Raw genomic sequence first — 21,963 nt, forward strand, 5'->3', positions numbered from 1 at the left:
GTCCCCGATGTCACCAGGCCGCCGCGGCCTCGGCCGCCAAGCCTCGCATGACGTGTTCGAGCAGGGCGAGCAGCACCCTCTTCACCGACTCCCGGTCGCGGGCGTCGCACAGCACGAGAGGCACGTCGGGAGCGAGGTCCAGCGCGGCGCGAATCTCCTCCTCGTCCTCCTCGCAGCGGCCGTCGAAGCAGTTGACGCCGATGGCGAAGGGGATGCCCCGGTGCTCGAAGAAGTCGACCGACGGGAAGCAGCTCTCCAGGCGCCGGGTGTCCGCCAGGACGACCGCGCCCAGCGCGCCCCGCGACAGGTCGTCCCACATGAACCAGAAGCGGTCCTGCCCGGGGGCTCCGAAGAGGTAGACCACGAGGGCCTGGCTGAGGGTGATGCGGCCGAAGTCCATCGCGACCGTCGTCGTGGTCTTGCGCTCCACGCCGGCCAGGTCGTCGACGCCGACGCTGGCCTCGGTGATGAGCTCCTCGGTGCGCAGGGGCTCCGTCTCGCTGATCGCGCCGACCAGGGTGGTCTTGCCGACGCCGAAGCCGCCGGCGACGAGGATCTTGGCCGTCGCGGCGTCGGGTGCGAGCGCGGTGCGGCCGCGGTCAGATTCTGCGAATGCCATCGATCACTGCCTGAATGAAGCGGGCGTCGGGGGTACCGGTCGCGGAGGGCGGGGAGACGGAGACGAGCTGGTGGTCGAGCAGGTCGTCGAGGAGTACGCGGATCACCGTGACGGGCAGGTCCAGGCGAGCGGCTACCTCCACCAGGGCCGTCGGTGTGCGGCACAGGGCGAGCAGGCGGTTCTGTTCGGGTTGCAGCCGCTGGTCGCGGGTGGGTGGACGGACGGTGCTGATCAGCGAGATGAGTTCGATACCGGGGCGGGCGGACGAGGTACGGCCGCGGGTCACGGTGTAGGGGCGGACGAGCGGGCCCGGGTCGTCGTCCGCCCAGGGGTCTTCCTCCGACCAGTGCCTCATTCATGCTCACCCGCGAAACGTCCGTCGCCGTACTCGGGGAATCGCGGGGCGGCGCTGAGGAACTGGCCCACCTGACGGACGAGCATGGTCATCTCGTAGCCGACGTTGCCGACGTCCACCGCGGAGGTGGCGAGGACCGCGAGCCGGGCACCGCCGCCCGCGGTGGTGACGAAGAGGAAGAGGTCGTCCATCTCGATGACGGTCTGCTGCACCCGTCCCCCGCCGAAGTGCCGGCTGGTGCCCTGCGCCAGGGAGTGGACGCCGGAGGCGATGGCGGCGAGCTGCTCCGCGTCGGCTCGTTCGAGGGCCTCGGAGGCGCCGACGAGGAGCCCGTCCTCCGACAGGACGATGGCGTGCAGGGTCTCGGGGATCCGCTCGACCAGACTGTCCAGGAGCCAGGCCAGTCCGTCCTGGGTGGTGTTGGTCGCTGTCATGGGGTGCTCCTCGTGGGGCGGGGACGGGTGGGCAGCGGACGCCGCTCGGGCGGGACCGAGGGCCAGACGGGTTCGGGGACTTCCTCCTGGGCCCTGGCCCGGCGGGTGCCGTCCCGCAGGGCGGCGAGCATCGAGCGCGCCTGCTCCGGCCTGCGCTCCGGGGCCTGCCGGGCGCGCTCGGACTCGCCGTCCGGTTCCACGGGCCCTGTCCTCAGCTGCGGCGCGAGGTTGGCCTGGCGCACCCGGCGCGGGAGACGGCTGGGGCGACCGGTACGGGGCTGCGGAGAAGGGGCCCCCTGGGGAGGTCCGGCGACGGGGGCGGCCCCGTCCGGAGGTACCGCGACGCGGGGCGGACCACCTTCCGGGGGTGCCGTTCGGGGATGCTGCCCTGCTGCGCGGGTGCGCCTCGGCAGACCACCCGGCGACGTACCCGCGCCCACGGAGCCGGCGACCGAGGCCAGATGGCGCTCCGCCCGTGGGTCCAGGGGCGGCACGGTCTCGGTGGCCGGCTCGGTGAGGGCGTGCGGGAGGACGACGACGGCCAGCGTTCCGCCGTACGACGAGGCCTGCAGGCCGGCCGTGATCCCGTGCCGCTGCGCCAGGTGTCCGACCGTGAAGAGGCCCAGCCGCGGGTCCTCGCCCAGCGCGGTGAAGCTGAAGTCCTTCGGGTCGTGCAGCAGGACGTTCGCCGCGTCGTACTCCTCCGCCGACAGGCCCAGGCCCCGGTCCTCCACCTCGACGGCGTACCCCTGGGCCACCGGGAGGGCCCGGACCCGGACCTCCGTGTGCGGAGGGGAGAAGGTGACACCGTTCTCGATCAGCTCGGCCATCAGATGGATCGCGTCGCCGACGGCCGGAGCCGCCACCGCGATCGGTGGCATCGGTTCGACCACCACGCGGGCGTAGCCCTCGATCTCGGAGACCGCGCTGCGCAGGAGGTCCGCGAGCGGCACCGCCTGCTTCCAGCGGCGCCGCGGGGCCGCGCCGGACAGGACGGTCAGGCTCTCGGCGTTGCGCCGCATCCGGGTCGCGAGATGGTCGACGCGGTAGAGGTCGGCCAGCAGCTGCGGGTCCTGCTCCTTGCGTTCCATGGCGTCGATCACCGTGAGCTGACGGTGCACCAGGATCTGGATGCGACGCGACATGTTGTGGAAGACCAGCCGGGCTCCCTCGCGCAGGGAGGCCTGTTCCAGCGCGACGTTCACGGCGGTCCGCTGGGCGCTGTTGAAGGCCTCGGCGACCTTGCCCAACTCATCGGTGCCGTAGTCGAGTTCGGGCAACTGGTCGACATCGGCCCGGCTGCCCTCGGCGCGCAGGCGGGTGATCAGCTCGGGCAGTCGGTCCTGGGCCAGTTCGAGCGTCTCCGTGCGCAGGCGGGCCATACGGCCGAGCAGCGAGCGGGTGATGCGCCAGGAGAGGAAGGCGACGGCGAGCACCGCCGCCAGGGCGAGCGCGCTGCCCAGCAGCACCCGGTAGAGCAGCGTGCGGGTCCGGTCGTGGGCGTTGCCGGTGACCGTGGACAGATACCGGTTCTGGACGTCCCGCACGTCGGTGGAGACACGCCCTGGCGCGGAGGCGCGGTCGGCCGTGGCACGGGGGACTTCGATCGTGCCGTCCTTCACCGTGGTCGCGTCGGTGACGGCGGTGTCCAAGGCGCTCATCGCGGCCCAGTCCCGGCCGCTCATGACCCTCTTGAGCGCCCCGCGCAGGTCCGTGGGCAGGTACGGCGCCACTTCGTTGGACAGCACGGAGGCGCGGACGGCGGCGGCGGCCGTCAGGTCGGTCCGCTCCCGTACGCTCAACTGCCGGGTGGCGAGGGCCCCGTCGAGGATCGTCTCCTCCTGCGCCAGTGCCTCCGTCGCGCGCATGAACGCCAGGGCGTGACCGGCGTCGGCCGCGGTGGCCCCGTCGCCGCTGTCGGTGTTGAGCATTCCGAAGAGATTCAGCACGGACGCCACGGCTTCGGAGTAGACGTCGTAGGCGTGCTGCCGGGTCGTCTTCCCCTTGTCGACGACCGTCCGTTCGGCGATCAGATCGGCCAGCCGCTTCCGTACGACGACCAGCTGGTCCCGATACTGCGCGGAACCGTCGCCCGCGGAAGCGGAATCCGCCTTGCGGAAAGCGGCGAGTACCGCGTCGGTCCGGCGGCGCTGTGCCTCCAGGGCGCTGCTGTCGCCGTGCGACGAGAGCCGACGGACCGTCAGCTGCCGTTCCTCCTGGAACGCGCCGATGGCGGGCACGAGGGCATACGTGGTCCGCGCCGAACTCCCGACCTGTTCCGCCTTGTGCCACTGGTCGAGTTGTACGGCCGAGCCGCTGGCCCACAGCAGGGCCATCGCCGCCGCCGGGACCACCGCGAGGGCGATGAGCGATGCCCGAATACTGCGGCCGCGACCGGCGTTGACCTTGGTCCGCGCGGACTTGACCCGGTGTCGGCTCACCTCGCCCACTCGCATCGGACGGCACGGCTGTGGAGTTGGGCTGGGGTGGGGAACGGGGGCACCGGGTATTTCCTTTCCGGGGTGGCGCAGGGCACGGCGGAGCGGCCCGGGCATGCGGGAACACGCCAGGGCAGGCTGGGGAGTTGGCGGAGCGCAGCGGGAACGCCGGTGGGGCTGCAAGCCGGATAGGTATGAAACCGAGCCAGTCGATCGGGGTCAAGGGAACGCGTAAGCACGCCCACCCACGCGATTAGGACGATCAGTCCACTACGCGCGTAGAAATTCGGGGGGCAGATCGCGTGCGATCGCGCGACCCATGAAGATGTTTCAGCTGATTACGCAGGGTGAAGCGGTTGCGGGACGCACTTCGACGGACGCCGGGAGGTCACCCGGGGGTGCCACGGCGAAGGCCACCCCACTCGGGCGCATATGTGACCTAGATCACACACACCTGGAGCTGTTACTCGTCCCGCACCGCCGCGCACAGGCCCCCGTCCACGACGATGTCGACGCCGTTGACGAAGCTCGCCTCGTCCGACAGCAGGAACGCGGCGACGGCGGCGACCTCCTCGTAGCGGCCGGTGCGGCCCAGCGGGGTGCGCTGGATGAGCTCTTGGACGGCCTTGTGCCGCGCCGCCTCCAGGCGGGTCTGCGGGGTGTCGATCGCCCCGGGCGACACGGAGCAGGCACGGGCGCCCACCGGGCCGAGCCGGACCGCCTCGGCCCGGGTGAAGCGCTGCACGCCGTAGGTCGCCCACGGGTAGGCCCACGCGGGGTCCTCGACGGCCGGGCCGATCGCCTCGCGGATGCGGTCGAGGAACTCGTCCTGCGCCGGGTCGTCCAGGACGGCGGCGACCACCGGGTCGGGTTCGACGTGGGCGATCAGCGGAGACACCGAGGCGCAGTACACGAAGGCCGTGCCGGCGGTGGCCAGGGGGCGCAGCGCCTCGGCGAGCAGGGCGGTTCCGACGAGGTCGACCTCGATGATCCCGCGCCAGTCGGCGTCCTCCGGCTCGACGCTGTCCGCGTGCGCGACCGCCCGCAGGGTGCCGAGTTCACCGGCCCGCCCGGCCAGCGCGGCGAGGTCCTGCGGATCCGTGACGTCCACACGGATCGGCTCGACGACGGCCTTCCTGCCGGAGCCGGACAGGTCCTTCGCGACGGCCGCCACGGCCGCCTCGTTGCGGTCCGCGAGCAACAGAACGTCCACCCTGTCGGCGAGGCGCCGCGCGCATGCCTCTCCCGTCCCGCGACCGGCACCGGTGGCAATACCTACCGTGGTCATGCGCCACTCCTCACTGTCCCGCCTGAGCTCCGTCTTTTAACGTACCGTTTGGTCGAGCGAACCGAGTGATGTCCCGGCGTCCACTTCCCCCGGATGTGCGCAAGCGCGTCCGACGTGGCCCCGGGAGTCGGTTCGGTCGGCCGTTCGTCACATCAAGCGGGGAGAGGACTCATGCCACGACCGCCGGGCCATGGACCGGGCTTCGAGGTCAGACGACAGAAGATCATCGACGTCGCGGCGGAGCTGTTCGCCCGGCAGGGCTACGCGGCGACGTCCATCAACGACCTGGGCCGGGCGGTCGGGCTCGCCAAGGGCGCGCTGTACTACTACATCGGGTCCAAGGAGAACCTCCTCGTCGAGATCCAGTCCCGGGTGATGGGGCCGCTGCTGTCCCGCACCCGGCAGATCGCGGAGCTCGACACCGACCCCCTGCTGCGGCTGCGGCTGCTCTCGGAGTCGCTGCTGACGATCATCTTCCGCAGGCTGGACCACATCTGGGTCTACGAGCACGACTACCGCAGCCTCAGCGGCCCGGAGTTGAAGACCCTGCTGGGCCAGCGTTCCGACTTCGAGGACCTGATCTCGGGGCTGCTCGCGGAGGCCGTCGACCAGGGCACCTTCCGGGCGTTGCCGCCGCGGCTGGCCACCCTGCAGTTCCTCAACCTCCACAACCACACCTATCAGTGGGTCAGGCCGGACGGACAGTGGGACGCGACCTATCTGGCCCGTGAGTACTGCGCGACCCTGTTCCGCGGTTTCGGCGCGCCCGACCACGCGCTGCCGAAGGTCGAGGAGCAGGCCGCGGCGTTCAAGCGCGACCGGCCCGGCCTGCCGCTCGATCCCGAGGCGGAGTGGGAGCCCGTCGACGCCACCGGTTGACGGTACGGCGCCGCCCGGCTCGCACCGGTGTGGCGCCGAAGGGTGGGAAGGGTGTGCCGTGACCCGGCACGATCAGGGCCGGGGCGAGCGCGAGCATGCGCTGCCGGGCGGCGCGGAGTTGCGCACGGTCGGGTGCGAGCGGGCCGTCGGCGCCCCACCACGGATGGGCCCCCGCCCGCCGTCACACCGCGGCTCGATGCGCCGGAGCAGTGACGGCAGCGGATCACGGCCGATATCCGGCCACATCGATCCGCTGTCAGTTCACTGACTGGTAGTTGTCAGGTTCGTGGGTTTGCATGACGGCGGCTCCCCTTCCCCCACCCTGAAGGAGACGCGCCGCCACATGGCCTTCGGCTTCGGCGTCCACCAGTGCCTCGGCCAGCCCCTGGCCCGTCTCGAACTCCAGGTCGTCTACGGCACGTTGTTCCGCCGTGTACGGGGTGTACGGGCTGCCGGTCACCCGGTGACCGGCCCACGGGGCCAACTGGCCTTTCGACAGGGCCTGTTGGGCCGGTCCGTGATCGGCGGCCACGGACCCATGATGGCGAGCACGGCTGCGGACCGCACGCAGCACGTCACCGTCGTCGAGGGGACCGGATCATGACCGACATCGGATCGCTGCTGGCCAAGGTGGTGGGGCCGGAGCACGTTCTGAGCGGGGAGCGCGTTCCGGCGCAGTACGGTCACGACGAGTCGCTGACCGCCGTGGCACAGCCGCCCGCGTATGTGGTGCGCCCCGCCACCGCGGCGGAGGTGTCGGGGATCGTGGCGGTGGCCGCCGCGCAGCGGATTCCGCTGACGCCGCGGGGCTCGGGGACCGGCCTGTGCGGGGCCTGCGTTCCTCGCGCGGAGGGGATCGTCGTGTCCTTCGAGCGGATGGACCGGATCGTCGAGATCGACACCGCCAACCATGTCGCCGTGGTGCAGCCCGGGGTCACACTGGCCGAACTCGACCGTCGGACCGAGCCGTTGGGCCTCTGCTACCCGGTGCGCCCGGGCGAGCAGAGCGCCACGGTCGGCGGCACCGTCAACACCAACGCCGGCGGTATGCACGCCGTGCGGCACGGCGTCACCCGCCATCATGTGCTCGGCGTCGAGGCCGTCCTCGCCTCGGGCGAGATCGTGCGCGGCGGCGGAAAGTACGTCAAGACCAGCACCGGCTACGACCTGACCCAGCTGGTCGTCGGCTCCGAGGGCACCCTGGCCCTGGTCACCGAGGCGACCCTGAGGCTGCGGCCCCGGTCCGGGCACCGGGGGACCGTTCTCGCGCCCTTCGCCTCCGCCGAGGAGATCTCGCGCGCCGTGCCGCGACTGCTGGCCGAGGGCCTCGACCCGCTGGCCCTGGAGTACGTCGACATGCTCACGATGGCGGCGATGACCGCCCGGCAGGAGCTGGAGCTCGGCATCCCCGAGCAGGTCCGCCGGACCGCCCTGGCCTATCTGGTCGTACTCCTGGAAGAACGGTCCGCCGAGCGGCTCGAAGCCGAGGTGGAAGGCCTCGGAGAGCAGTTGCTCGGCCTGGGCGCGGCCGATGTGTACGTACTGCCCGCGGCCGCCGCGCGCGATCTGATGGAGGCGCGGGAGCGGGCGTTCTGGGCCTCGAAGGCGGCCGGTGCCGACGAGGTCGTGGACATCGTCGTCCCCCGCGCCTCGCTGCCCGCGCTGTTCGCCGAGGCGGACGTCATCGCCCGCGACAGCGGGTCGGTCATCACCGGCTGCGGACACGCCGGCGACGGCAATGTGCACCTGGCCGTCTTCCAGCCCGACCCGCAGCGGCGCGACGCGGTGCTGCGGCGGCTGTTCCGCGCGGGCGCGGCCCTGGGCGGGGCGATCTCCGGCGAGCACGGCATCGGTACGACCAAGAAGCGGTACTTCCTCGAACTGGAGGACCCCGCCAAGGTGGAACTGATGCGCCGCATCAAGCACGCCTTCGACCCCGACGGGATCCTCAACCCGGGGATCCTCTTCGACTGAGCGCGTGAAAGGCGGAATCACCGTGAACGGTGCCCATGCCGTGGCCCGCACCCTCCTGGACTGCGGTGTCGGGATCTGCTTCGCCAACCCCGGCACCTCCGAACTGCACTTCGTGGCCGCCCTCGACGACGAGCCGGGACTACGGGCCGTGCCCTGTCTGTTCGAGGGCGTGGCCACCGGCGCGGCCGACGGCCACGGCCGGATGACCGGCCGCCCCGCCGCCACCCTGCTGCACCTCGGCCCCGGCCTCGGCAACGGCCTGGCCAACCTCCACAACGCCCGCCGCGCCGCCACCCCGCTGGTGAACCTGATCGGCGACCACGCGACCTTCCACAAGAAGTACGACGCTCCGCTGGAGTCGGACATCGACGCGCTGGCCGGGACCGTCTCCGGCTGGGTGGGCCGCTGCGACGACCCCGCCACGGCCGGCCGAGTCGTCGCGGAGGCGGTGGCCGCCGCCACCGGTGCGCCCGGGCAGGTGGCGACGGTGATCCTGCCGGCCGATGTCTCCTGGTCGGACGGGGGCCGGCCCGCGCCGCCGATCCCGGCCCCGCCGCCCGCGACCGTGCCCGCGCAGACCGTCGCCGAGGTGGCCGAGGCGCTGCGCACCGGCGAGCCGGCCGCGCTCCTGCTCGGCGGGCCCGCCACCCGCGAACCTTCGCTGCTGGCGGCGGGCCGGATCGCCGCCGCCACGGGTGCCCGGCTGCTGTGCGAGACCTTCCCGGCCCGCCTGGAGCGCGGCGCGGGCCTGCCCGCCGTGGAGCGGCTCGGCTACCTCGCCGAGGGGGCGATGGCCCAGCTCGACGGCGTACGGCACCTGGTGCTGGCGGGTGCGGCCTCCCCGGTGTCGTTCTTCGCCCACCCGGGCCTGCCCGGTCTGCTCGCGCCCGACGCCTGCACCGTCCACACCCTGGCCACGGCCGCCGACGACGCGGCCGCGGCCCTGGGGGAGCTGGCCGAGGCGGTCGCGGCGGACACGCCCGCGGTGCTCCAGCCCGCCGGGCGCCCCGCAGCGCCGACCGGCGCACTGACCGCCGAGAACGCCGCGGCGGTCGTGGGCGCCCTGCTGCCCGAGGGGGCGATCGTGGTGGACGAGGCCAACACTTCCGGCCTCTGGCTCCCGGGGGCCACCGCGGGTGCGCCCCGCCACGACTGGCTGACGCTCACCGGCGGCGCCATCGGCCAGGGCCTGCCCCTCGCCGCCGGAGCCGCACTCGCCTGCCCGGACCGCCCGGTGCTGTGCCTGGAGGCCGACGGCAGCGCGATGTACACCGTCTCCGCCCTGTGGACCCATGCCCGCGAGGGCCTCGACATCACCACCGTGATCTTCGCCAACAGCGCGTACGCCATCCTCACCATGGAGTCCCAGCGCCTCGGCACGGCCGCGGACGGCCCCGCCCGCCGCGATCTGCTCGACCTGTCCCGGCCGGGCCTCGACTTCGTGGCCCTGGCCCGGGGCATGGGCGTGCCGGCGACCCGCGCGACCACGGCCGACGACTTCACCGTCCAGCTGCGCAGGGCCCTCGCCGAGCCGGGTCCGCATCTCATCGAGGCGGCGGTACCCGCACTGTTCTGAGAACACCCCACAGGAAAGGTCAACTCCCCTTGCGTCAGACGGCGTTGACACTCCAGGCGATCCGCGCGACGGTGATGTCCCGTTTCGTGCCTGCCCGGAGGTCCGCCATGGCTCCGCCGTCAGCACCCTCGTCCGACACCCACCTCGTCGAGCACCTGCGCGCCCTGCGTCCGTTCATCCGCGAGCAGGCGCTGCGCACCGAGCAGGAGCGGCGGGTGCCGGACGAGGTCGTCGCCGCGCTGACGGAGGCCGGGGTCTACCGGATGAACGTGCCCCGACGGTACGGCGGTTACCAGACAGCGCTGCACACCCAGGTCGACGCCATCACCGAGATGGCCACCGCATGCGGCTCGACCGCTTTCGCCGCGATGATCCAGGCGGGCTGCTCCTTCATCGCGGCGCTCTTTCCGGACGAGGCGCAGGACGAGATCTTCACCAGCCCCGACGTCCGGGTCGGCGGCACGCTCGTGCCGGACGCCACCGCGGTCGCCGTGGACGGTGGCTATGTCGTGAACGGCACCTCCGGCTTCGCCACGGGCTGCCGGCACGCCGACTGGCATCTGCTGACCGCCCGGGTGGAGTCCGCGGACGGCCCGCCCGAGGTGCTGTGGACCGCCGTACCGATGACGGAGCTGGAGATCCTCGACGACTGGTACGTCACCGGGCTGGCCGGCAGCGGAAGCAACAGCGTCGTCGCCCGGGACGTCCTCGTGCCGGCGCACCGTGTGCTGCCGGTCGGCCCGTTGCTCGGCGGCGAGTTCCCCTCGAAGGCGAACGCCGACGACCGGTTCTACCGGATGCCGGTCCTGCTGATGTTCTGCGCCTGGACGGCACCGAACGCCCTCGGTCTGGCGCGGGGCGCGCTGGCGGAGTTCACCGAGCGGATCCATCGGCGGGGTATCACGTACACCTTCCACCAGCGGCAGAACGAGGCGACGGTCACCCATCTCCAGGCGGCCGAGGCGGCGTTGAAGCTCTCCTGCGCGGAGCTGATGACCGGCGACTTCGTCGCCCGTATCGAGGCCGGCGAGCCGTACTCGGAGGAGGAACGCGCGAGGATCAGGGCACAGAGCGGCTATGTGGCACGACTGTGCAAGGAGGCGGTCGATCTGGTCGCCTCCGCCTCGGGGGCCTCGTCCCTGCACCGGGAGGTTCCCGTCCAGCGGGCGGTGCGCGATGTGCAGGCCCTGAACCTGCATTCGTTCGTCAACCCGGCGACCAATCTGGAGCTGTACGGCCGGGTGCTGTCGGGGCTCGACGCGGGCACGCCGTTCCTCTGAGCGGGTCGGTTCCTACGGCCAACCCGCTCCCGGCACCTCGACCGGCACGGCGAGCACCTGACCGCTGCCGGGTGCCACCATCTCGGCCTCCGTCATGCCCTGCCAGCGGGCCGCCGTGATGAACAGCGTCCTGCCGTCGGGGCCACCGAGCGCACAGGCGAACGCTCCTCGATCCAGCGTCACCGTCTGCAGGACCGTGCCGCCTTCGGCGACGCGTACGCAGCGGCGGTGGGGGACGTCGGCGTACCAGACGGCGTTCTCCGCATCGGTACAGATGCCGTCCGGGGTGCCCTCGCCCAGGTCGGCCCAGACCCGGCGGTGCGACAGCGTGCCGTCCGGCTCGACCGCGAAGGCGACGAGCCGGTGGCGGTAGGAGTCGGCCACGATCAGGGTGGAGTTGTCCGCCGTCACCGCCATGCCGTTGGGAAAGGCGATGTCGTCGGCCACCTCGCGCACCGAGCCGTCCGGTGTGACCAGGTGCACGGTGCCGGGTCTGACGTCCTCCCCCGCCATCGGGTCGAAGCCGGCTCGGTTGACGTAGGCGTTGCCGCGGCCGTCCGCCACGATGTCGTTCCAGCCCGGCATACCGAGATCGGCGTGGGTGACCGGACGGCCGTCGGGCTCGCGGCGCAGCAGCAGCCCGTCCGCCGAGGAGACGATCAGCTGTCGGCCGTCGGGAAGCCAGGCGGTGCACAGCGGCAGCGCCGCCACCCGCGCGACGACCTCGTCGCGCCCGGCCGGGTCGACGGCGACGACCTCGCCGGCGGACCAGTCCGAGAAGTACAGCCGTCCGCCGTGCCAGCGGGGCGACTCCACCAGACCACGGCCGCCGAGCAGCGTGGATACCCCGGTCATCGTCATCACAGCCCTTCTTTCGACGCGGGTCCTTCAGTGTCTACACGAAGGGAGGCCAGCGAAATCGACAACTCCCACGGCCGCATTGGATGATCATGTCGGGATGGAGTCTCACTTCACCGGTATCGCCGGGCTCACGCAGGTCCCCTCCGCCGCCGCCGTCGTCGTGATCGACGTCCTGCGCGCCTTCACCACCGCCTCCTGGGCGTTCGCGGGAGGGGCCGACAGCATCGTCCTGGCCGGGTCGCTGGAGGAGGCTCGCGGCCTCAAGGCCGGCCACCCCGAGTTCATCACGCTCAAGGACGGGCCACCCGCACCCGGCTTCGACACGGTCAACTCGCCCGCCGCGGTGCGAGCCCTGGACCTCGGCGGGCGCACCCTCGTGCAGAAGACCACGAACGGAACCACCGGCGCCCTGGCCGCCGAGTCCGCCCCGCTGCTGCTGTGTGCCGGCTTCACCGTCGCCGCGGCGACCGCCGAGGTCCTGCGTGCCGAGCGGGTGCGTCACGTGACGTTCGTGATCACCGGTGACGACGGGAGGGCCGAGGAGGACCTCGCCTGCGCCGAGTACATCGCCGAGCTCGCCGCGGGGCGTACGCCGAGTGCGGCGCCGTACCTCGGGCGTGCCGCGGCTTCGGCGCACGCCGCCGAACTCGTGGCGGGCGTCCGCCGTGGCCACCGGGGCATCCATCCCGACGATGTCTCGCTCTGCCTGGAGGCGGATCGTTTCTCCTTCGCCATGGCGGCCGCGCCGGAGCGCGGGCACATGATCCTGCGCCCCCGCCGGGCCCCCGGAGCGTGAGCGTCAGGACGGCTCCACGGCCCGTACCCGGGCCAGTACCTCGCGGATCATGTCGGCGCTGATCGTGAAGTGCTCGCGGGCGATCTCCTCCGCCCGCTCGGGCTCGCCGGCCGCGATGGCCTCGTAGAGCGCCTTGTGGTCGTGGCTCGCCCGGTGGAAGTGGGTGCGTTCGCCCTTGCCCCAGGGCTCGACCGGGAAGCCCAGGCTGATCCGCGCCAGCAGGTCGCGGCTGAGCATGACGATCTGCGGGTTGCCGGTGGCGGCGCGGACGGCCTGGTGGAAGGCGCTGTCCGCGGTCTGTTCGTCGCGCGGGGTGCGTGCGGACAGGTACGCCGTCAGGGCGTCCCGCATGGGGTCGAGGTCCTTCGGACGCCGGCGCCGGGCCGCCGTCGCGGCCACCATGCCCTCCACCAGCCCGCGCAGGTCGAAGAGCTGCTCGAACTCCTCCCAGCGGGGCACCAGCGTGTGCCGCACCGCGGCCGCCGTCGACTCGGTCCAGCTGTCGCGGACGTAGGCCCCGCCATTGCGGCCGCGCCGGATCTCGACGACGCCGACGGCCTGGAGGCGGGCGACGGCCTCGCGCACGGTGGGGCGGCTGACCCGCAGCAGCTGGATCAACTCCCGCTCGACCGGCAGCCGTTCGCCCGGCAGGAAGTCCCCTACGGCGATCGCGGTGAGCAGCCGGTCGGCGACCTCGTCGACGGCGGAGGCGACGCGCACCGGGCGCAGTTCGGGCGAGGGCGCCCCGCCGAGGAGGACACGGTCGAGCACCCGTGAGAACTCGCCTCCGGGTTCGGTTGCCTCAGGTACGGATGTCAGCTGACTCCCCCTCGATCGCCGGTTCTGTTAACGCGAACGGGCTGCGTTAACACGCCGTTACGTCTTCTCCTCGCACCGCCAAAAGGTCTTGTGCGCTGACCATTTACCCAATCACTATCTCATCCATCCCGGCACACCCAACTCGTTTCAGACTGCGGCCCGATCCTCACGGCCGGTCTGGGAGGCATCCTTCGTGGCGATCCCCGAACCGAACCACACCGGAACCGTCGACTTCAAAGGACATTCCACCTGGTACCGGATCACGGGCGAGCCGGGCAGAACACCCCTGGTGGTGCTGCACGGCGGCCCCGGAGCCGGTCACCACTACACGCTCAGCATCGCGGGCATCGCCCACCAGGGCCGGCAGGTGGTGCACTACGACCAGCTGGGCACCGGGCTGTCCACCCATCTGCCCGACCGGGGAGCCGACTTCTGGACCGTCCAGCTCTTCCTCGACGAACTCGACACCCTGCTCGCGGAGTTGGGCATCGCCGACGGTTACCACCTGCTCGGTCAGTCCTGGGGCGGCATGCTCGCCGCCGAGCACGCGGTACGCCGTCCGGCCGGGCTGCGCGGGCTGGTCATCGCCAACTCCCCCGCGTCCATGGAGCTCTGGCTGAACGCAGCCGCCGAACTGCGGGCCGCGCTTCCGCCGGAGGTCCAGCAGACCCTGCTCGCCCACGAGGCCGCCGGGACCACCGACCACCCCGACTACCGCGCCGCCGAGCAGGTCTTCAACGGTCGCCATGTGTGCCGCCTGACCCCCAACCCGCCCGAAGTGCAGGCGACCTGGGACAACATCGCGGCCGATCCGACCGTCTACCACACCATGAACGGGCCGAACGAGTTCCATGTCGTCGGCACGCTCAAGGACTGGTCCGTCATCGACCGGCTGCACCTGGTCGAGGCGCCGACCCTGCTGGTGTCCGGCCGGTACGACGAGGCGACTCCCGACACCCTCAAGCCCTTCGCCGACCACATCCCCGACGTGCGCTGGCACATGTTCGAGCACTCCAGCCATATGCCGCACGTCGAGGAGGAGGAGCTCTACCTCCGGGTCGTGGGCGAATTCCTCGACTCCACCGACTGAGACTCCATCGGTCGAGAGTCCATCGGCCGAACCAACGTCCGTTCCCCCGACGGGAGTTCATCGCGATGTCCCGCAGCACGAGACGGGGCGTGCTCGCCGCCGCCACCGTCGCTCTCGCCCTCACCGCCGCCGCCTGTTCGTCCTCCGGCAGCGGCTCCTCCTCCGACCCGAGCGCGTCCTCCTCCGGTTCGGGAGCGTCCGCCTTCCAGCCGCAGCACAAGGGCGGCACCCTGAAGCTGGTCGCCCACGCGGCGGCGGGCAGCTTCGACCCGCAGGTCAACTACACGCTCCAGTACTGGCAGTTGTACCAGTCGCTGTACGACGGACTGCTGTCGTTCAAGAAGGTCGGCGGGCAGGAGTCGTTCACCGTCGTCCCGGATCTGGCGGCCGCGCTGCCGAAGGTGACCAACGGCGGAAAGACGTACACCTTCACGCTCCGCAAGGGCATCACGTTCTCCAACGGCAAGGCACTCACGACCGACGACGTGGTGGCGTCCTTCCAGCGCATCTTCAAGGTCTCCAGCCCGACCGCCGGCACCTTCTACAACGGCATCGTCGGCGCGGACGCCTGCCTGAAGAAGCCCGCCTCCTGCACCCTGTCCAAAGGCGTGATCGGCGACGCGAAGGCGAACACGGTCACCGTCAACCTGACCGCTCCGGACTCGGAGTTCGAGTACAAACTCGCCGTCCCGCACGCCAGCATCCTCCCCGAGGACTCGCCCACGAAGGACGCCGGCACCAAGCCACTGCCGACCACCGGTCCGTACATGGCCGCCTCCTACGACCCGAACCGCGAGCTGAAACTGGTCCGCAACCCGCACTTCAGGGAGTGGTCGCGCGAGGCCGAGCCGCAGGGCTACCCGGACGTCATCGACTACACCTTCGGGCAGACCGTCGAGTCCGAGGTCACCGCCGTCGAGAACGGCCAGGCGGACTGGATGTACGACCCGCCGCCCGCCGACCGCCTCAACGAGATCGGCACCAAGTACACCTCCCAGGCGCATGTGAACCCGCTGACCGCGTTCTGGTACGCCACGCTGAACGTCAACATGGCGCCGTTCAACAACAAGATGGCGCGCCAGGCGATCAACTGGGCGGTCGACCGGTCCGCCGTGGTGCGGCTGTACGGCGGCACCAACCTCGCCTCCCCCGCGTGCACGATCCTGCCGCCGGGCTTCCCCGGACACGTCGACTCGTGCGACTACACCAAGGGCGGCGGCAAGACCTGGACGGCCGCGGACCTGGCCAAGGCCAAGGCGCTGGTGAAGAAGTCCGGTACGGCGGGGCAGGAGGTCGGCATCGTCACCCAGGACGACGACGTCAACAAGTCGATCGGGCAGTACCTGCAGAGCCTGCTCACCCAGCTCGGCTACAAGGCGAAGCTCAAGCCGCTGTCGGGGAACATCCAGTTCACCTACATCCAGAACACCAAGAACAAGGTGCAGTTGGCGCTGACGTCCTGGTACCAGGACTATCCGGCGGCCTCGGACTTCCTCAACGTGCTGCTGTCCTGCGCCTCGTTCCACCCCGGCAGCGACTCCAGCATCAACATCTCCGGGTTCTGCGACAAGGGCGTCGACGCGAAGATGCAGTCCGCGCTGAAGTCCGCGCAGACCGACGCGAAGAGCGCCAACACCCAGTGGGGCGCCATCGACCAGCAGATCATGGGCGAGTCGCCGGTCGTCCCGCTCATCAACCCCAAGCTCATCGACTTCACGTCGAAGCGGGTGGGCGACTACCAGTTCAGCAAGCAGTTCTACATGCTGGTCGGGCAGCTGTGGGTCAAGTGACCACCCTCCTGCCCCCGTCGGCCGCCGAGGCCCGGCGCTCGCCGGGCCCCTGGCGGACGGCCGCCGCCGACCTGTCGCGCAACAGGTCGGCGCTGGCCGCGGCCGTCGTCCTGCTGATCGTCGTGGCGGCGACCCTGTGCGCACCGCTGTACGCGGCCCATGTCGCTCACACCGACCCCTTCCAGTCCCATGTCTCCGGCACCACCGTCGTCGACGGCAGGACCGTCCCGGTGCTCACCCCGAGCAGCACCGGCCTCGGCCTGGGCGTCACGCCGATCGGCCCGACCTGGGACCCCGCCCACTACTTCCTCGGCGCCGACAACCAGGGCCGCGACGTGATGGCCCGCCTGCTCTACGGCGGCCGTACGAGCCTGTTCATCGGTTTCACCGCGGCCCTGCTGACCTGCGCCCTCGGTACGGCGGTCGGGGTCGTCGCCGGTTACGCGGGCGGGGTGGTGGACGCGGTCATCTCCCGTGTCCTGGACGTCATTTGGGCGTTCCCGGTGTATCTGCTGGCCATCTCCCTGTCGGTGGTCCTGCTCACCAACGGCCTCAGGCTCGGCCCGATCACCGTGGACGCGGGAAGCCTCTGGCTGCCCGTCGCGATCATCGCGGCGATCTATGTCCCGTACATCGCACGACCGTTGCGCGGGCAGGTACTGGTGCTGCGCAACAAGGAGTTCATCCACGCGGCCGTCGGCTCGGGTGCGCCCACCCTGCGCATCCTGCGCCGCGAGGTGCTGCCGAACGTCCTGCCGACGGCGATCGTCTTCGTCCCCCTGATGACCGCGCTGGCCATGCTCGCCGAGTCGGCCCTGTCCTTCCTGTCGGTCGGCGTCCAGCCGCCCGACGCCAGCTGGGGCACGATCATCGAGGACGGTCTGGGGCTGCTCTACACCCGCCCCACCGTGACGATCGCCCCGGGTCTGCTGATCGCCCTGACCACGGCGGCACTCAACGTCCTGGGCGACGGGGTGCGCGACGCGCTCGACCCGAGCGCCCGGCTGCGCGGAGGGGTGTGACGCTCCGATGCTCTCCTTCGCGCTCAAGCGCTTCGGCTCGGCCCTGCTGGTGATGTTCGCGATCAGCGTCCTGGTGTTCCTGATCTTCTTCGCCACACCGGGAGTCGACCCGGCGGCCCGTATCGCGGGCCGCAACGCCGACCCGGCCACGCTCGCCCAGGTGCGCCACTCCTTCGGCCTCGACCGCCCGATGCCCGTCCGCTATCTGCTGATGATGCGTCACCTGCTGGTCGACCGGGACCTGGAGTCGTTCGTCAACCGCGGTTCCCGTGTCATCCCGCAGATCGTGCAGGCGACCCCGGTGACCCTGTCGCTGGTCATCGGCGCCGCCCTGATCTGGATGGTGGCCGGCATCGTCATGGGCACGGCCGCGGCCACCCTGCGCGGCAAGGCCGCGGACCCACTGATCATGCTCGTCGGCGTGGTCGGCGTCTCCCTCCCGGCCTACTGGCTCGGTGAGGTCGTCAACCTCATCACCCAGAAACAGCTGCACAGTTCGGTGTTCTCGTGGGTGCCGCCGCCCGGTTACGTCGGCCTGAGCCAGGACCCCGGCCAGTGGGCCCTGCACATGCTCTTCCCGTGGCTGACCCTGGCCCTGCTGTACGCCGGGATCTACGCCCGCCTGCTGCGCGGCGAGGTCGTCACCGCCCTGGGTGAGGACTACGTCCGCACCGCCCGCGCCAAGGGCCTGTCCGAGCGCAGGATCCTGATCCGCCACGCCCTGCGCTGCTCCCTCATCCCGATCGTGTCGCTGTTCGGCCTGGACTTCGGCGCGCTGGTGGGCGGGGCCGCGCTGCTGACCGAGGTGGTCTTCGGCCTGCCCGGCATCGGCAAGCTCACCTTCGACGCCCTGCAGAACCTGGACCTGCCCGTGATCATGGGCACCGTCCTGTACGCGGCCTTCTTCGTGGTCCTCGCCAACGCGCTCGTCGACATCCTGTACGCCCGACTCGACCCGAGGGCCCGCCATGCCTGACCAACCCCTGCTGGACGTACGCGACTTGCGGGTGTCCTTCCGCACCCGCCAAGGCTCCGTCACCGTGGTGGACGGTCTGTCCCTCTCGGTGGCGCCCGGCGACATACTCGGTGTCGTGGGCGAGTCGGGCTCGGGCAAGAGTGTGTCGATGCTGGCCGTGCTGCGCCTGCTGACCAACCCGAACGTGACCGTCTCGGGCCAAGTCCTCTTCCGGGGACGCGACTTGTTGTCCCTGCCCGACAAGGAGATGCGCGCGATACGGGGCCGGGAGATCGCCATGGTCTTCCAGGACCCGATGACCGCGCTGACCCCCGTGTACACCGTCGGCTGGCAGATCGCCGAACAGATCCGCGCCCACGAACAGGTATCCCGCAAGGAGGCGAACGCCCGCGCCGTGCGGCTGCTCTCCGACGTCGGCATCCCCGACGCGGCCTCGCGGGTGAACGCCTACCCGCACGAGTTCTCCGGCGGTATGCGCCAACGGGCGGTCATCGCGATGGCGCTCTCCTGCGACCCGTCCCTGCTGATCGCCGACGAGCCGACGACCGCGCTGGACGTCACGGTCCAGGCCCAGATCCTGGATCTGATGCGGGAGTTGAACACGCGCGGCTCTGCCGTCGTGCTCATCACCCACGACATGGGCGTCATCTCGCAGATCGCCGACCGGGTGCTGGTCATGTACGGCGGCCGGGCGGCCGAGGAGGGCCCGCGCCGGGCCGTGTTCCACGGCCCACGGCACCCCTACACCTGGGGCCTGCTCGACTCGGTGCCGCGCGTCGGTGGACCCCGGCTGCGGCGACTGCCCACCATCGCGGGCATGCCGGTCGCGCCCGGGAGCCTGCCGGAGGGCTGCGCGTTCGCGCCGCGCTGCCGACTGCGGCACGAGCGGTGCGAGGAGCTGCCCGTGCTGTCCGCGGGCAGCGCCGACGCCGCGCACCGGGACGCCTGCTGGCTGCCTCCCGACCAGCGCGCGGCACTGCGGCTGACGACCCGGACAGCAGACTCGGAGGTGGCCTCGTGACGGCACAGGACATCGCGGCGACGGACCCGGCCGCGCTGCCCGTCGGTGACGTGCTCCTGCGTGCCACGGACCTCACCAAGCACTATCCCCTGCGCGCGGACGGCCTCACCCGGCGCCACCGAGTCCTGCGCGCCGTGGACGGTGTGTCGCTGGAGGTGCGCACCGGGGAGACGCTCGGCATCGTCGGCGAGTCCGGTTGCGGCAAGTCCACCCTGGGCCGCTGCCTGGTCCGGCTGACCGAACTCACCGGTGGCCGCGTCGAGTTCGACGGCCAGGACATCTCGACCCTGTCCACGCGCCGCCTGAGGCCGATCCGCCCCGGCATGCAGCTGGTCTTCCAGGACCCGCAGGCCTCCCTCAACCCCCGCCGCCGCGCCGGGGACATCGTGGCGGAACCGCTGCTCGTGCACCGCTACGGCGACGCGGCCGCCGTCCGCCGCCGGGTCGCCGAGCTCTTCGACGTCGTAGGACTGTCCGCGGCTCATCTGGACCGGTACCCGCACGAGTTCTCCGGCGGACAGCGCCAACGCATCGGCATCGCACGGGCGTTGGCGACCGATCCCAAGCTCGTCGTCGCCGACGAACCCGTCTCCGCGCTGGACGTGTCGATCCAGGCCCAGGTGCTGAACCTCTTCGCGGACCTGCAGGAGGAGTTCGGACTCACCTACGTGTTCATCGCGCACGATCTCGGCGTGGTCCGTCATGTCTCCGACCGGATCGCCGTGATGTATCTCGGCGAGATCGTCGAACTCGCCGGGACGGAGGCGCTGTACGGCTCCCCCGCGCACCCGTACACCCAGGCGCTGTTGTCCGCCGTGCCCGACATCGACGACGGGACGCTCACGGCGGACGCACCGGTCCGGGAACGCATCGTGCTCACCGGCGAGGTGCCCAACCCCGTGGACAAGCCCACGGGTTGTCCCTTCCGCACCCGCTGTCCGTACGCCCGCGAGCAGTGCGCCCTCGAACGCCCCCGGCTGACCCGGACCGCCTCGGGCCGCGAGGTCGCCTGTCACTACCCGCTGGTCGGCTGAGCGGACTACCGCGACGCGGTCGGGCCGAAGCCGCGGAGTTGCTGGATCTCCCCGCCGAGCTTCTTACGGAAGGCCTCCAGCGCCTCCGGCTTCGCGCTGACCACCCAGCGCGAGCCGACGAGGTGTTTTCCCCCGTACCCGCTGGCCGCGTCGAGCCAGGCCAGCTTGTACTTCTCCTCGGGGAAGGTGGTGATGACCCGGTCGGCCGCCTTGGTGTGGCACACGCCCTGCCGCAGCTCCTTCGCGTCGACGCGGATCCTGGGCTTGCAGCCGATCAGGCCGGCGATCACCTCCACCTTGGCCGGTGCCACAACTCCGACTTCGGGGGCGGCGGTCACCGCCGGTCCGCTCCCCTTCGGCTTCTCCGCGGCGTCGTCCTCCCCCGAGGTGCAGGCGGCGGCCAGAGGGAGGAGGGCGAGGGCGCCGGCCAAGGTCGCGCCGCGCATCAGGCGGACGGCGGGCGTGAGGCGATCCGTGCGTCCGTGGGGTCGCTGCAGTACCACGTGGCTCTCCGTCTCCGCGTTCACCGGCTGTTCCACCTGGGGGTACGGATCAAGGACGGTCGCTGTTCAAGGGCGCGCGCCCGGGAACAATCGGCCATTCCAGGACGCTGTCCGTAATACCCCTGCCGGTATGTTCCTGATCGAGGAGGAAGGGCGTGAGACCGATGGCGGACACGGGACGAGACCGGTCACCCACGGCCGACGGCGCTCATCTGGTGACCGGCTGCGGTCGCCGGATCGAGGTGCGGCGCCTGCGTCTGGCGGTGGCGGACCGGCCGATCAGCCGGGTCGCCCTGGACGTGGGCCGGGACCAGAGCGGCGAGCCGGGAGTGTGGGCGGCGCTCACCGCCGACGAGGCGCGCGACCTGGCCCGGCTGCTGCTGGCCCAGGCCGCCGCGGCCGAGCGGGAGGGCGACGCGCCTCGGTGACTGCCCGCGGTCAGGTGAAGATGATCTGGCCGCCGGCGGCATGCTCGTAGAACTCGCCCACCGTGATGATGCCCTGGACCTGCTCGACGAGGTCGTCCTTGTCGAGTTCGAACAGGTCCACGGACGCCTTGCAGGCGTAGATGCCCGCGCCGGTGTCGGCGATCATCTCGATGAACTCGGGGATCGGCGGGATGTCGAGCTTGTCCATCTTGCGTTCCATGTAACGGGTGACGAGGTCGGGGACGCCGGGCATGCCGCCGAGCAGGGTCGGCAGGTGCAGGCCGGGGTTGCCGACGGTGGCCAGCTTGATGTGCTCCCAGTGCTTCTTCGTGACGGCGTCCAGGCCGAAGAAGGTGAAGAACAGGTCGGCCTCGATGCCCTCGGCGCGGGCGCCGTTGGCCATGATCAGAGCCGGGTAGATCCCTTCCAGGGATCCCTTGGAGACGATGATCGAGACCTTCTCGATCGTGGCGGTGTCGGCCATGACGGGTGCGCTCCTCAGATGCAGCCGCGGGGCTTGGGGATACCGGCGATCTTCGCGGCGGTCTTCGCCGGTCCCTTCGGGAAGAGCTGGTAGAGCTCCTTGACGCCCACGCCGGAGGTCTTGCCGAGAACCCGCACCGTGGGCCCGGTGCCCTTCTCCGCGTACTGGGCGCGCATGAAGCGGATGACCGTCCAGTGCCGGTCGGTCACCGTGTCGATGCCGAGTTCCTTGGCGATCTGCTCGGCCATCGGTTCGGTCCACCGGCCGGGGTCGGTGAAGAAGCCTTCGTCGTCGAC

At 71.2% G+C, this 21,963-nt stretch carries 22 protein-coding genes and 1 pseudogene; 13 read left to right on the plus strand and 10 right to left on the minus strand.

The genetic code is table 11. The annotated features are described in order from the left end of the window. Positions 1-10: 10 nt before the first annotated feature. From ACWC09_RS37875 to ACWC09_RS37895, 5 genes are all read right to left on the minus strand, one after another. Positions 11-619: a GTP-binding protein gene (locus ACWC09_RS37875; protein WP_450855577.1), complete on the minus strand. Its 609-nt coding sequence runs from the start codon at positions 617-619 to the stop codon at positions 11-13. Next, positions 600-974: a DUF742 domain-containing protein gene (locus tag ACWC09_RS37880; protein WP_450855578.1), complete on the minus strand. Its 375-nt coding sequence runs from the start codon at positions 972-974 to the stop codon at positions 600-602. Before ACWC09_RS37880 ends, ACWC09_RS37875 begins: the two co-directional genes overlap by 20 nt. Next, a complete protein-coding gene (locus ACWC09_RS37885; protein ID WP_450855579.1) occupies positions 971-1,408 on the minus strand; it encodes a roadblock/LC7 domain-containing protein in 438 nt (145 codons plus the stop codon). The genes ACWC09_RS37880 and ACWC09_RS37885 overlap by 4 nt, the downstream gene beginning before the upstream one ends. Next, a complete protein-coding gene (locus ACWC09_RS37890; RefSeq protein WP_450855580.1) occupies positions 1,405-3,849 on the minus strand; it encodes a nitrate- and nitrite sensing domain-containing protein in 2,445 nt (814 codons plus the stop codon). Before ACWC09_RS37890 ends, ACWC09_RS37885 begins: the two co-directional genes overlap by 4 nt. A 460-nt stretch (positions 3,850-4,309) precedes the next feature. Continuing rightward, the gene (locus ACWC09_RS37895) at positions 4,310-5,134 is read right to left on the minus strand and encodes an SDR family oxidoreductase (protein WP_450855581.1); all 825 of its coding nucleotides are present in this window, start codon (positions 5,132-5,134) and stop codon (positions 4,310-4,312) included. 171 nt (positions 5,135-5,305) lie between these two features. On the opposite strand from ACWC09_RS37895, the gene ACWC09_RS37900 reads away from it, so the two are divergent. The 5 genes and pseudogenes from ACWC09_RS37900 to ACWC09_RS37920 all read left to right on the plus strand — a co-directional run bounded on the left by ACWC09_RS37900 (position 5,306) and on the right by ACWC09_RS37920 (position 10,843). Next, positions 5,306-6,013, plus strand: a complete 708-nt coding sequence (locus tag ACWC09_RS37900) for a TetR family transcriptional regulator (protein WP_450855582.1) — start codon at positions 5,306-5,308, stop codon at positions 6,011-6,013. A 325-nt stretch (positions 6,014-6,338) separates the two neighbouring features. Next, positions 6,339-6,617 (plus strand): annotated as a pseudogene (locus ACWC09_RS37905) (cytochrome P450); the annotation flags it as partial. Continuing rightward, positions 6,614-7,987, plus strand: a complete 1,374-nt coding sequence (locus tag ACWC09_RS37910; protein WP_450855583.1) for an FAD-binding oxidoreductase — start codon at positions 6,614-6,616, stop codon at positions 7,985-7,987. The pseudogene ACWC09_RS37905 and the gene ACWC09_RS37910, both read left to right, overlap by 4 nt. A gap of 22 nt (positions 7,988-8,009) precedes the next feature. Continuing rightward, positions 8,010-9,563 (plus strand): acetolactate synthase large subunit, encoded by a 1,554-nt coding sequence (locus ACWC09_RS37915; RefSeq protein WP_450855584.1) that lies wholly within the window; start codon positions 8,010-8,012, stop codon positions 9,561-9,563. Positions 9,564-9,670: 107 nt separating this feature from the next. Further along, positions 9,671-10,843 carry an acyl-CoA dehydrogenase family protein gene (locus tag ACWC09_RS37920; protein ID WP_450855585.1) on the plus strand — a complete coding sequence of 391 codons (1,173 nt, stop codon included), beginning with the start codon at positions 9,671-9,673 and terminating at the stop codon, positions 10,841-10,843. 12 nt (positions 10,844-10,855) lie between these two features. Here ACWC09_RS37920 and ACWC09_RS37925 read toward each other — a convergent pair whose 3' ends face one another. Continuing rightward, positions 10,856-11,704 carry an SMP-30/gluconolactonase/LRE family protein gene (locus ACWC09_RS37925; protein ID WP_450855586.1) on the minus strand — a complete coding sequence of 283 codons (849 nt, stop codon included), beginning with the start codon at positions 11,702-11,704 and terminating at the stop codon, positions 10,856-10,858. A gap of 97 nt (positions 11,705-11,801) precedes the next feature. On the opposite strand from ACWC09_RS37925, the gene ACWC09_RS37930 reads away from it, so the two are divergent. After that, a complete protein-coding gene (locus tag ACWC09_RS37930; RefSeq protein ID WP_450855587.1) occupies positions 11,802-12,500 on the plus strand; it encodes a 2-phosphosulfolactate phosphatase in 699 nt (232 codons plus the stop codon). 3 nt (positions 12,501-12,503) lie between these two features. On the opposite strand, the gene ACWC09_RS37935 is transcribed toward ACWC09_RS37930, so the two are convergent. Beyond that, positions 12,504-13,271 (minus strand): FadR/GntR family transcriptional regulator, encoded by a 768-nt coding sequence (locus ACWC09_RS37935; protein WP_450855588.1) that lies wholly within the window; start codon positions 13,269-13,271, stop codon positions 12,504-12,506. Positions 13,272-13,512: 241 nt separating this feature from the next. Between ACWC09_RS37935 and ACWC09_RS37940 the strand changes: the two genes are divergently transcribed. The 6 genes from ACWC09_RS37940 (at position 13,513) to ACWC09_RS37965 (ending at position 20,252) form a co-directional block, all read left to right on the plus strand. Next, positions 13,513-14,409: a proline iminopeptidase-family hydrolase gene (locus ACWC09_RS37940; protein WP_450855589.1), complete on the plus strand. Its 897-nt coding sequence runs from the start codon at positions 13,513-13,515 to the stop codon at positions 14,407-14,409. A gap of 65 nt (positions 14,410-14,474) precedes the next feature. Then, positions 14,475-16,199 (plus strand): ABC transporter substrate-binding protein, encoded by a 1,725-nt coding sequence (locus ACWC09_RS37945; RefSeq protein ID WP_450855590.1) that lies wholly within the window; start codon positions 14,475-14,477, stop codon positions 16,197-16,199. Continuing rightward, positions 16,196-17,221 carry an ABC transporter permease gene (locus ACWC09_RS37950; protein WP_450855591.1) on the plus strand — a complete coding sequence of 342 codons (1,026 nt, stop codon included), beginning with the start codon at positions 16,196-16,198 and terminating at the stop codon, positions 17,219-17,221. Before ACWC09_RS37945 ends, ACWC09_RS37950 begins: the two co-directional genes overlap by 4 nt. A gap of 7 nt (positions 17,222-17,228) precedes the next feature. After that, positions 17,229-18,197 (plus strand): ABC transporter permease, encoded by a 969-nt coding sequence (locus ACWC09_RS37955; protein ID WP_450855592.1) that lies wholly within the window; start codon positions 17,229-17,231, stop codon positions 18,195-18,197. Next, positions 18,190-19,218 (plus strand): ABC transporter ATP-binding protein, encoded by a 1,029-nt coding sequence (locus ACWC09_RS37960; protein WP_450855593.1) that lies wholly within the window; start codon positions 18,190-18,192, stop codon positions 19,216-19,218. Before ACWC09_RS37955 ends, ACWC09_RS37960 begins: the two co-directional genes overlap by 8 nt. Beyond that, positions 19,215-20,252, plus strand: a complete 1,038-nt coding sequence (locus tag ACWC09_RS37965) for an ABC transporter ATP-binding protein (RefSeq protein WP_450855594.1) — start codon at positions 19,215-19,217, stop codon at positions 20,250-20,252. Before ACWC09_RS37960 ends, ACWC09_RS37965 begins: the two co-directional genes overlap by 4 nt. 5 nt (positions 20,253-20,257) lie before the next feature. Here the strand turns inward: ACWC09_RS37965 and ACWC09_RS37970 are convergent, their stop codons facing one another. Further along, entirely contained in the window at positions 20,258-20,698 is a 441-nt protein-coding gene (locus tag ACWC09_RS37970; protein WP_450855597.1) for a hypothetical protein, read from the minus strand. A gap of 221 nt (positions 20,699-20,919) precedes the next feature. On the opposite strand from ACWC09_RS37970, the gene ACWC09_RS37975 reads away from it, so the two are divergent. Then, positions 20,920-21,183: a hypothetical protein gene (locus tag ACWC09_RS37975; RefSeq protein WP_450855598.1), complete on the plus strand. Its 264-nt coding sequence runs from the start codon at positions 20,920-20,922 to the stop codon at positions 21,181-21,183. Positions 21,184-21,193: 10 nt separating this feature from the next. Here the strand turns inward: ACWC09_RS37975 and ACWC09_RS37980 are convergent, their stop codons facing one another. Together ACWC09_RS37980 and ACWC09_RS37985 are read right to left on the minus strand one after the other, a co-directional pair. Then, positions 21,194-21,667, minus strand: a complete 474-nt coding sequence (locus ACWC09_RS37980) for a DsrE/DsrF/DrsH-like family protein (protein ID WP_450855595.1) — start codon at positions 21,665-21,667, stop codon at positions 21,194-21,196. Positions 21,668-21,681: 14 nt separating this feature from the next. Beyond that, positions 21,682-21,963: TusE/DsrC/DsvC family sulfur relay protein (locus ACWC09_RS37985; RefSeq protein ID WP_450855596.1), on the minus strand; the 282-nt coding region annotated here is incomplete at its 5' end.

This window comes from Streptomyces sp. NPDC001617, from assembly GCF_053596855.1.